Source organism: Streptomyces sp. CC53 (assembly GCF_001865245.1).
In the GTDB taxonomy this organism is placed as follows: domain Bacteria; phylum Actinomycetota; class Actinomycetes; order Streptomycetales; family Streptomycetaceae; genus Streptomyces.
The window spans coordinates 1-10360 of record NZ_MKXB01000043.1 but is presented as its reverse complement, the minus strand read 5'-3'; the positions used below and the strand labels follow the sequence as shown (position 1 = coordinate 10360).

At 73.3% G+C, this 10360-nt stretch carries 8 protein-coding genes, 2 pseudogenes and 1 riboswitch; of the genes and pseudogenes, 8 read left to right on the top strand and 2 right to left on the bottom strand.

Annotated features, from left to right (window positions below):
• The 3 genes from BJP40_RS04045 to BJP40_RS04035 all read left to right on the top strand — a co-directional run.
• A partial coding sequence (locus BJP40_RS04045) for a PLP-dependent aminotransferase family protein (RefSeq protein WP_071278638.1) occupies window positions 1-1112 on the top strand: 1112 nt, incomplete at its 5' end.
• A 149-nt stretch (window positions 1113-1261) separates the two neighbouring features.
• Window positions 1262-1543, top strand: a complete 282-nt coding sequence (locus BJP40_RS04040; protein ID WP_071278637.1) for a hypothetical protein — start codon at window positions 1262-1264, stop codon at window positions 1541-1543.
• 26 nt (window positions 1544-1569) lie between these two features.
• Window positions 1570-2751 (top strand): glutathionylspermidine synthase family protein, encoded by a 1182-nt coding sequence (locus BJP40_RS04035; protein ID WP_071278636.1) that lies wholly within the window; start codon window positions 1570-1572, stop codon window positions 2749-2751.
• 243 nt (window positions 2752-2994) lie between these two features.
• Here the strand turns inward: BJP40_RS04035 and rocD are convergent.
• Window positions 2995-4202: pseudogene (rocD, locus tag BJP40_RS04030) on the bottom strand (ornithine--oxo-acid transaminase).
• Between the two features lie 116 nt (window positions 4203-4318).
• A riboswitch (ZMP/ZTP riboswitch) is annotated at window positions 4319-4409 on the top strand.
• Between the two features lie 33 nt (window positions 4410-4442).
• Here rocD and glyA point away from each other — a divergent pair.
• From glyA to BJP40_RS04010, 4 genes are all read left to right on the top strand, one after another.
• Entirely contained in the window at window positions 4443-5714 is a 1272-nt protein-coding gene (gene glyA / locus BJP40_RS04025) for a serine hydroxymethyltransferase (RefSeq protein WP_071278646.1), read from the top strand.
• A 67-nt stretch (window positions 5715-5781) separates the two neighbouring features.
• Window positions 5782-6852, top strand: coding sequence for a tryptophan--tRNA ligase (trpS, locus tag BJP40_RS04020; protein ID WP_371258595.1), 1071 nt, complete (start codon window positions 5782-5784; stop codon window positions 6850-6852).
• A 101-nt stretch (window positions 6853-6953) separates the two neighbouring features.
• Window positions 6954-7550 carry a 2'-5' RNA ligase family protein gene (locus BJP40_RS04015; RefSeq protein ID WP_071278634.1) on the top strand — a complete coding sequence of 199 codons (597 nt, stop codon included), beginning with the start codon at window positions 6954-6956 and terminating at the stop codon, window positions 7548-7550.
• Between the two features lie 54 nt (window positions 7551-7604).
• Window positions 7605-8687, top strand: a complete 1083-nt coding sequence (locus BJP40_RS04010; protein ID WP_079170903.1) for a YihY/virulence factor BrkB family protein — start codon at window positions 7605-7607, stop codon at window positions 8685-8687.
• Here the strand turns inward: BJP40_RS04010 and BJP40_RS04005 are convergent.
• Window positions 8665-9990, bottom strand: a pseudogene (locus BJP40_RS04005) (D-alanyl-D-alanine carboxypeptidase); the annotation flags it as partial. The gene BJP40_RS04010 and the pseudogene BJP40_RS04005 sit on opposite strands and share 23 nt — an antisense overlap.
• Between BJP40_RS04005 and BJP40_RS35215 the strand changes: the two are divergent.
• The gene (locus BJP40_RS35215; protein WP_071278633.1) at window positions 9929-10180 is read left to right on the top strand and encodes an SCO4848 family membrane protein; all 252 of its coding nucleotides are present in this window, start codon (window positions 9929-9931) and stop codon (window positions 10178-10180) included. The pseudogene BJP40_RS04005 and the gene BJP40_RS35215 sit on opposite strands and share 62 nt — an antisense overlap.
• Window positions 10181-10360: the final 180 nt, after the last annotated feature.

Sequence of the window (10360 nt, the reverse complement as noted above, 5' to 3'; positions counted from 1 at the left end):
CCCCGGACGCACCCCGCCACACGCTCCACCCCGGCACCCCCGACCTGGGCTCCTTCCCCCGCGCCGACTGGCTCAGGGCGGCCCGCCGGGCCCTCACCGACGCCCCGCACGAGGCGTTCGGCTACGGCGGCCCGCGCGGCCGCCCGGAACTGCGCGCCGCCCTCGCCGACTACCTGGCGCGCGCCCGCGGCGTGCACGCCGACCCCGACCGGATCGTCGTCTGCTCCGGGTTCCAGCACGGACTGATGCTGCTCGCCGCCGCCCTGCACGCCCGCGGCGCCTGTGCCGTGGCCGTCGAACCGTACGGCCTCGACGTCTACTGGCGCCGGCTGCGGGAAGCGGGGCTGCGCACACCGGCGCTGACCCTCGACGAGCGCGGCACCCGCACCGAGGACCTCGACGCCCGCGGCCCCGGGAGGCCCACCGCCGTCTACCTGACCCCCGCCCACCAGTTCCCCCTGGGCGGCGCCCTCCCGCCCGACCGGCGGGCCGCCGCCGTCGACTGGGCGCGCTCCTCCGGCGGGCTGGTCCTGGAGGACGACTACGACGGCGAGTTCCGCTACGACCGGCAGCCGGTGGGCGCACTCCAGGGACTCGACCCCGAGCGGGTGGTGTACGCCGGCACGACCAGTAAGTCGCTGGCGCCGGGGCTGCGGCTCGGCTGGCTGGTGCTGCCCCGCGACCTCGTGGCCGACGTCCTCCGGGCCAAGGGTGACGCCGACTGGGCGTGCGGCGCCCTCGACCAGCTGACGCTCGCCGAGTTCCTCACGTCCGGAGCGTACGACCGGCACGTGCGGGCCACGCGGCTGCGCTACCGGCGGCGCCGCGACCAGCTCGTGGCCGCGCTCGCCGACAGGGCCCCGGAGGTGCGGGTGAGCGGGATCGCCGCCGGGCTGCACGCCGTGCTGGAGCTGCCGCCGGGCACCGAGCGGTCCGTCCTGAGGGCCGCGGCCCTCCACGGACTCCAGCTCCAGGGCCTGGACTCCTACCGGCACCCGGACGCCCCGCGGCGCGCCTCCGGCGGCCCCGACGGCCTGGTCGTCGGGTACGCCACCCCCACCGACAGCGCGTGGACCGGCGCGCTGGACGCGCTGTGCCGGGTGCTGCCGTAGGGCTTGCCGTTGCTGCCGGGAACCGGCAGGCGCCGGCCCCGTACGGTTTCCGCCACCCTGGCTTACGGGACCGCCCCGGCCGGCTCTACCCTGGCGGCGTCCCACGCGTCAACGGGGACGAACGACAGGAAAGAACAACGGGGGAGAACATGCGCACACGGCGCTCACGCCAGGTGGTCCTCGGAGGGATGGGCGCGCTCGCCCTGACCCTCACGGCCTGCAGCAGCGAACCGGACAAGCGCTGCGTCGACCGGGTCACCCGCGACGTGCTGCCCGACTACAAGTGCGGCAGCAGCAACGGCTCCGGCGGCAGCAGCGGCACCTACTACTACGGCGGCAACGTCCGCAACGGCAAGGTCGAGGGCGGCAGCTTCGACAAGTCGGCCGTGCAGCGCGGCGGTTTCGGCAAGTCCGGCTCGGGCGGCGGCTGAGCCGGCGGGCGAGGAGGCCGCACACCATGAGACGCCACACCATCGAGCCGCGCCCCGACTGGCAGCGCACCGTCGAGGAGCAGGGCTGCATCTACCCGCTCACCCGCCACCCCGACGGATCGCTGCGCCCCTACTGGGACGAGAGCGCCTACTACTCCTTCACCCTCCCCGAAGTGGAGGCACTGGAGGAGACCGTCGAGGAACTGCACGCGATGTGCCTCGCCGCGGCCGAGCACATCGTGGAACACGACCGGTTCGCCGACCTCGGCATCACCGACCCGCGCCTGGCCGCCCTCGTCGCCGAGTCCTGGCGGCGCCGTGCCGAACTCCCCTCGCTCTACGGGAGGTTCGACCTGCGGTACGACGGGGACGGCCCCGCGAAGCTGCTGGAGTACAACGCGGACACGCCGACGTCCCTCGTGGAGGCCGCCAGCCCGCAGTGGTTCTGGATGGAGGACCGCTTCCCCGGCGCCGACCAGTGGAACTCGCTCCACGAGCGGCTCGTCGACGCCTGGAAGCGGCAGGCCCGCCTGCTGCCACCGGGGCCGGTGCACTTCGCGCACTCGGACGGCGACGAGATCGGCGAGGACCTGATGACCGTCGCGTACCTCCGCGAGACGGCCCAGCAGGCCGGGCTGGAGACCGAGGCGCTGTCGATGGAGGAGATCGGCTGGGACCGGCTGACCGGCCGGTTCGTCGACGACCGGCTGCAGTTCATCCGCAGCTGCTTCAAGCTCTACCCGTGGGAGTGGCTGGCCACCGACGCGTTCGGCCCGCACGTCCTGGACACGCTCGACAACGGCGGCGGCACCGGCTCCACCTGCTGGATCGAACCGGCCTGGAAGATGCTGCTGTCCAACAAGGCGCTGCTCGCGGTCCTGTGGGAGCTCCACCCGGGCCACCCGAACCTGCTGCCCGCCTACCTCGACGGCCCGCGCGAGCTGGCCCTGGAGGGCGGCTACGTTGCCAAGCCGCTGCTGGGGCGCGAAGGCGCCGGGGTGACGATCCACGAGCCCGGCGCCGACCCGGTCGTCCGCGACGAGCCCTGCTGCTACCAGGAGTTGGCACCGCTGCCCGACTTCGACGGGAACCGGGTGGTGCTCGGCGCGTGGGTCGTCGAGGACGAGGCGGCCGGGCTCGGCATCCGCGAGTCGGACGGCCTGATCACCGACACGTACGCCAGGTTCCTGCCGCACGTGATCCTGTAGGACGGACGCCGGGCGACGGCGCGGCCGGTACGGCGCCGAGACGGGTGGCCGCCCGTCCGGGCCGCTCCGGTGGCCGACCGTCACGACATGCCGGCGCGGGCGTCCCCTCCGGCGCCGGACGCAGGGCACCCCTCCGTGGCCGGGGCCGAGCGGGCGGCAACGGGGCCGCACGCGCGGCTTCCCGCGGCCCCGTGGCACGCCGTCCGGGCGTGAGGCCCCCGCCCGGACGGCGCCCGCCCGGCGTCAGGCCCCCAGCACCTCCCGCAGCTGGGCGAGGCCCCAGTCCAGGTCCTCCTTGCTGATCACCAGGGGCGGGGCGATGCGGATCGTGGAGCCGTGGGTGTCCTTCACCAGGACGCCCCGCTGCATCAGCCGCTCAGAGATTTCCCGGCCCGTGCCCTTCGACGGGTTGATGTCGACACCCGCCCACAGGCCCCGCCCGCGCACCGCCTCCACCGCGCCGCCGCCGACCAGCAGCCCCAGTTCGTGGTGCAGGTGCTCGCCGAGCTCCGCCGCGCGCTGCTGGTACTCGCCGGTGCGCAGCATCGCCAGCACCTCCAGGGCCACCGCGCAGGCGAGCGGGTTGCCGCCGAACGTCGAACCGTGTTCGCCGGGCCGGTGCACGCCCAGCACCGCCGCGCCGGACACGACCGCCGACACCGGGACGACGCCGCCGCCCAGCGCCTTGCCGAGGACGTACATGTCCGGCACGACGCCCTCGTGCTCGCACGCGAACGTCCTGCCCGTGCGGCCCAGGCCCGACTGGATCTCGTCCGCGATGAACAGGACGTTCCGCTCCCGCGTCAGCTCCCGCACCCCCGCCAGGTAGCCCGGCGGCGGCACCAGCACGCCGGCCTCGCCCTGGATCGGCTCCAGCAGCACCGCCACCGTGTTGTCGGTCATGGCGTCCCGCAGCGCCGCGAGGTCGCCGTAGGGCACGATCTCGAAGCCCGGCGTGTACGGGCCGTAGTCCGCCCGCGCCTCCGGGTCCGTGGAGAAGCTGACGATCGTCGTCGTACGGCCGTGGAAGTTGTCCGCCGCCACGAGATCTTCGCGGTGCCGTCGGGGACGCCCTTGACGCGGTAGCCCCACTTCCGGGCCGTCTTCACCGCGGTCTCCACCGCCTCCGCGCCGGTGTTCATCGGCAGCACCATCTCCATGCCGCAGAAGTCGGCGAGCTGCTCGCAGAACTCCGCGAACCGGTCGTGGTGGAAGGCGCGCGACGTCAGCGTCACCCGCTCCAGCTGCGCCTTCGCGGCGTCGATCAGGCGGCGGTTGCCGTGCCCGAAGTTCAGGGCCGAGTACCCGGCCAGCATGTCGAGGTAGCGCCGCCCCTCGATGTCCGTCATCCAGGCGCCCTCCGCCGTCGCCACCACCACGGGCAGCGGGTGGTAGTTGTGCGCGCTGTGCGCCTCGGCGGAGGCGATCGCCTTCTCAGTGGTGCTCGACACGGGGTCTCCGTTCGTCTTTGTACGGCCGGTCGTAGAGCCCAGGTGCTCTGGTCTCTATCGTCGCTCGCGATGCGGACAGGGAAACCAGGCCCCCCGGCGCCGCGGTTAAGGTGGGGGGTACGCGCGGCGACTGGCGTACGGGGAAACGACCCCGGGGAAGCCGCGTGCGGCAGATCGCACAGGGTGCCGCCCGCCTGGGCACCCCGGCTCACGACCGACGCGCTGCCCCCGGAGGACGCCATGCCCGCACCCGCCGCCCACCACCCCGCCCTCGCCGCCGCGGACCCCGAACTCGCCGCGCTCGTCGGCGCGGAGGAGCGCCTCCAGGCGGAGACCCTCCGCCTGATCCCCAGCGAGAACTACGTCTCGGCCGCCGTGCTGGAGGCGTCCGGCACCGTCCTGCAGAACAAGTACAGCGAGGGCTACCCGGGCCGCCGCTACTACGAGGGCCAGCAGGTCATCGACCAGGTCGAGCGGCTCGCCGCCGACCGCGCCAAGGCCGTCTTCGGCGTCGACCACGCGAACGTCCAGCCCTACTCCGGCTCGCCCGCCAACCTCGCCGTGTACCTGGCGTTCGCGCAGCCGGGCGACACCGTCATGGGCATGGCCCTGCCGATGGGCGGCCACCTCACCCACGGCTGGGGCGTCTCCGCGACCGGCACCTGGTTCCGCGGCGTGCAGTACGGCGTGCGGCAGGACACCGGCCTCGTCGACCTGGACGAGGTCCGCGCACTGGCGCTGAAGGAGCGCCCCAAGGTGATCTTCTGCGGCGGCACCGCCCTGCCCCGCACCATCGACTTCCCCGCCTTCGCGGAGATCGCCCGTGAGGCCGGCGCGGTCCTCGTCGCCGACGTCGCGCACATCGCCGGCCTGATCGCGGGCGGCGCCCACCCGTCGCCCGTGCCGCACGCCGACGTGGTGTCCACCACGACCCACAAGACGCTGCGCGGCCCGCGCGGCGCCATGCTGATGTGCCGCGAGGAGCACGCCAAGGCGATCGACAAGGCGGTCTTCCCCGGTCTCCAGGGCGGTCCCCACAACCAGACGACCGCCGCCATCGCGGTCGCCCTGCACGAGGCCGCCCAGCCGTCCTTCCGCGACTACGCGCACGCCGTCGTCGCCAACGCCCGGGCGCTCGCCGAGGCGCTGCTGGCCCGCGGCTTCGACCTGGTGTCCGGCGGCACCGACAACCACCTCGTCCTGATCGACCTCACCGGCAAGGACGTGCCCGGCAAGACCGCGGCGAAGGCCCTCGACCGGGCCGGCATCGTCGTGAACTACAACACGGTGCCGTACGACCCGCGCAAGCCCTTCGACCCGTCCGGCATCCGCATCGGCACGCCGTCCCTCACCTCCCGCGGCCTCGGCACCGAGCACATGGCGGCCGTCGCCGACTGGATCGACCGCTCGGTGGCGGCGGCGCAGAAGGGCGACGAGGACGCCCTCGCGGCCGTCCGCGCGGAGGTCGCCGACCTGATGGCGCAGTACCCGGCGCCGGGCATCCCCGCCTGAGCCGCGCGCCCCGTCGTTGCGTGAGGCACGGCGCGAGCGGTGGGCGGGACCTGAGACAATGAGCAGCATGGCCTCTGCTGATCGCGCTCCCGTCTCCCACCTCCAGCCCCACGGGAATGGCTTCGCCCTGCAGTCCCGTCCGCGGGTGCTCTCCGGGATCCAGCCCACCGCAGGCTCGTTCCACCTCGGCAACTACCTCGGCGCGGTCCGCCAGTGGGTGGCGTTGCAGGAGACCCACGACGCCTTCTACATGGTCGTCGACCTGCACGCCATCACCGTCCCGCAGGACCCCGCCGAGCTGCGCGCCAACACCCGGCTGGCCGTCGCCCAGCTGCTGGCCGCGGGGCTGGACCCGGAGCGCTGCACCCTGTTCGTGCAGAGCCACGTCCCCGAGCACGCCCAGCTCGCCTGGGTCATGAACTGCCTCACCGGCTTCGGCGAGGCGTCCCGCATGACCCAGTTCAAGGACAAGTCCGCCAAGCAGGGCGCCGACCGCGCCACCGTCGGCCTCTTCACGTACCCGATCCTCCAGGTCGCGGACATCCTGCTCTACCAGGCGAACGAGGTCCCCGTCGGCGAGGACCAGCGCCAGCACATCGAGCTGACCCGGGACCTCGCGGAGCGGTTCAACCAGCGCTTCGGGGACACGTTCACCGTCCCGGCGCCGTACATCCTCAAGGAGACGGCGAAGATCTACGACCTCCAGGACCCCAGCGCGAAGATGTCGAAGTCGGCGTCCACGCCCAAGGGCCTGATCAACCTCCTCGACGAGCCGAAGGCCACCGCGAAGAAGGTCAGGAGCGCGGTCACCGACACCGACACCGTGATCCGCTTCGACCCCGAGGGCAAGCCCGGCGTCAGCAACCTGCTGACGATCATGTCCACGCTCACCGGGCGTCCGGTCGGCGAACTGGTCGAGGGCTACGAGGGCAAGATGTACGGGGCCCTGAAGACCGAGCTGGCGGAGGTCGTCGTCGACTTCGTCACGCCCTTCAGGACCCGCACCCAGGAATACCTGGACGACCCGGAGACGCTGGACTCGATCCTGGCGAAGGGTGCGGAGAAGGCCCGCGCCGTCGCGGCCGAGACCCTGGCGCAGACGTACGACAAGGTGGGTTTCCTGCCCGCGAAGCACTGAGCCCAAACGGCTCTGGCCACGGGACGGGCCGAGGCGCCACACTGACGACCGGACCATCGCACCACCGCATCACCGCGTGACCGACGGATGAGGAGAACGACGTGGGGACCGTAACGCTCGGCGTTTCGATCGCGGTCCCGGAGCCCTACGGCAGTCTGCTCCAGCAGCAGCGCGCGGGCTTCGGCGACCCCGCGGCCCACGGCATCCCCACGCACGTCACCCTCCTCCCGCCGACCGAGGTCGACGAGGACCGGCTGCCGGAGATCCGGGCCCACCTGGCCCGGGTCGCGGCCAGCGGCCGGGCCTTCCCGATGCGGCTCGCCGGCACCGGCACCTTCCGCCCGCTCTCCCCGGTCGTCTTCGTACAGGTCGTCGCCGGCGCCGCGGACTGCGCGGGGCTCCAGGAACGCGTCCGGGACGCCGACGGCCCGCTCGCCCGCGACCTGCCCTTCCCGTACCACCCGCACGTGACCGTCGCCCACGGCATCCCCGACGAGGCGATGGACCGGGCCTACGAGGAGCTCGCCGACTTCGCCGCGGAGTGGACCGTGTGCTCCTTCGCGCTGTACGAGCAGGGCGCCGACGCCGTCTGGCGCAAGCTGCACACGTACGACTTCGGCCGCGGCGGGCCCGGGCCGACCGTGCCCGCGCAGGGCTCCCCGGTCGACGAACACGCCACCACGACGCCTTCCTGCTGAACCGCGGGTGCGCCGTGCGCCATGACGGCGGCCCCGCGGTGGTAGGCGTACGGAATGGACTGGCTGACCAAGCTCCCCGTCATCGGCCCGTGGGCCGCCCGCCTCATGCGCACCCACCTGTGGCGGGCCTACGAGACCCTGGACCGCGCCCACTGGACGCGCCTGGCCGCCGCGATCACCTTCCTCAGCTTCCTCGCCCTCTTCCCGCTGATCACCGTGGGCGCCGCCGTGGGGGCCGCGCTGCTCAGCGACGAGCAGCTGAGCTCCATCGAGGGCAAGATCAGCGAGCAGGTGCCCGGCATCTCCGAGCAGCTCGACATCGGCTCCCTCGTCGACAACGCCGCCACCGTCGGCCTGGTCGCCGGCGCCCTGCTGCTCCTCACCGGCATCAGCTGGATCGGCTCGCTGCGCGAGTGCCTGCGGGCGGTGTGGGGCCTCGAAGAGGAGGAGGGCAACCCCGTCGTCCGCAAGGGCAAGGACGCCCTGGTCCTGCTGGGCCTCGGCCTGACCGCCCTGCTGTCGCTCGCCGCCTCGGGACTGGGCTCCACCGCCGTCGGCTGGACCGCCGACCAGCTCGGCATCGGCGGGGGCGGCGCGGGCGGCGCCCTGCTCCAGGCGGGCGCGCTCGCCGTCGCCGTGCTCGCGGACTTCCTCCTGCTCCTCTACCTGCTGACCCTGCTGCCCGGCGTGGAACCGCCGCGCCGCGACCTGGTGGTGGCGGCGCTGATCGGCGCGGTGGGGTTCGAGCTGCTGAAGCTGCTGCTCGGCGGCTACATGCGTGAGGTCGCGGGGAAGTCGATGTACGGCGCGTTCGGCGTGCCGGTGGCGCTGCTGCTGTGGATCAGCTTCATGGCGAAGCTGCTGCTGCTGTGCGCGGCGTGGACGGCGGCGGGCTCAGGGACGGTGGGGCAGGAGGAGACGGCGGCGGAGGGGACCCCGGACGGGCAGGAGGCCCGGGAGGGGACGGAGGCTACCGGTCCCCGGAACGGCTCCCGGCCGGGTCCGCGGCCTGCTCCTCGGCCGGCCCCGGAGCCCCGACCTCAGTCGGGGCCTCAGCCGGGTCCGCAGCCGGGTCCCCGGACGGACGTGCGGCCCGGTCCTCTGCGGGGGCCTTCCGGAGCGGCAACCACCGATTGACGGCCAGCACGACGGCCGCGAGGGCCACGAGCACCCCGCCGAGCACGGCCAGGGCGACGCCCGCACCGCCCGCCCGGGTGGCGGCGGTCTGCTGCTCCGCGTCCCCGCCGTCCTCGGCCGTGCCCCGGTCCTGCTCCTGCTGCCCGGACGGCTCCTGCGGCTGGGCGGACTTCGGCGGGACGAGCTGCCCCACCGGCTTCACCTTCCCGGCCGCGGCGAACCCCCAGTCGAGCAGCCGCTGCGTCTCCTTGTAGACGGCGAAAGGTTCCTTCGAGGAGGGGTTCATCACCGTGACGAGGAGCACGCGCCCGCCGCGCTCGGCGACGCCCGTGAACGTGGACCCGGCGTGCGTGGTGGTGCCGTTCTTCACCCCGGCGATGCCCTTGTACGGCTGGAGGTCACCCGCTCCGGTCAGCAGTCGGTTCGTGTTCTGGATCTCGAACGTGCCGCGCTTCTTGCCGGGCTTCTCCTCCGCCGGGAAGGCCGTCCGCACCGTCGACGCGTAACGCCGGAAGTCCGCGTTCTGCATGCCGCTGCGGGCTATCAGCGTCAGGTCGTACGCCGACGAGACCTGGCCCTCGGCGTCGTAGCCGTCGGGGGAGACCACGCGGGTGTCGAGCGCCTGGAGCTCCTCGGCGCGCGCGTTCATCTCCGCGACGGTCCTGGCTATGCCGCCGTTCATCGCCGACAGGACGTGCACGGCGTCGTTCCCGGACCGCAGGAACACCCCCATCCACAGGTCGTCGACGGTGTAGGTGCTCTTCTCCTTGATCCCTACGAGGCTGGACCCCTCACCGAGCTGCGCCAGCTCCTGCGGGGCCACGCGGTGCTTCTGCGTCTTGGGGAACTTCGGCAGCAGCGTGTCCGCGAACAGCATCTTCATGGTGGACGCCGGGGCGAGGCGCCAGTGCGCGTTGTGGGCGGCCAGCACCTCCCCGCTCTCGGCGTCCGCGACGATCCACGACCGGCCGGTCAGCTCCTTGGGCAGCACGGGCGCCCCGCCCGCGAGGTGCACCTGCGTGCCGGGCTTCGCCAGCCGCTCCCCGCCCACGTTCGACATGACGGCCGGCGGCTTCGGCTGCGGGGCGGGCACGGGCTCCTCCGCCAGGGCGGGACCAGCGGCCAGGGGAACCAGCAGGGCGGCGGCGACGACGGCCGGGACCTTCGTGAGAGCAAGCACGAGCGAGAACGTACCGCCACCCGGCGCCGAGGCCGACACCGGTGCACCCGATACTGGCTCCATGAAGCTGAGCCGCCCCGTCTCCTGGTTCCTGCTCGCCTTCGGCGTGTGGAGCTGGTTCATCTGGATCACTTTCGTCAAGAACCTGTGGAACGACGCGAGCGGCCTCGCTTTCGACGACGCGGGTGAACCCACCGGGTACTTCTGGGTCCATCTTCTGCTCGCCGTCACGTCCTTTCTCCTGGGGACGGCCATCGGCGTGATCGGGTTGCGGGGCCTGCGGGCGCTGCGCCGCCAGGACGCGGCGAGCTAGGGGCCCCCGCACATGCTGCTCTTCGTCGCCGTCCTGGCTCTCGTCCTCACCCGGCTCGCCGTCGTCCACTGGTACGTGTGGCGCCGCCTGGTCCGCGACGACACCCGCCCGGGGAGCGCCCGGCGCCGGGCCGGCACGGCGGCGGCAGTCGCCCTGCCGCTGCTGTCCCTCGGCGCACTC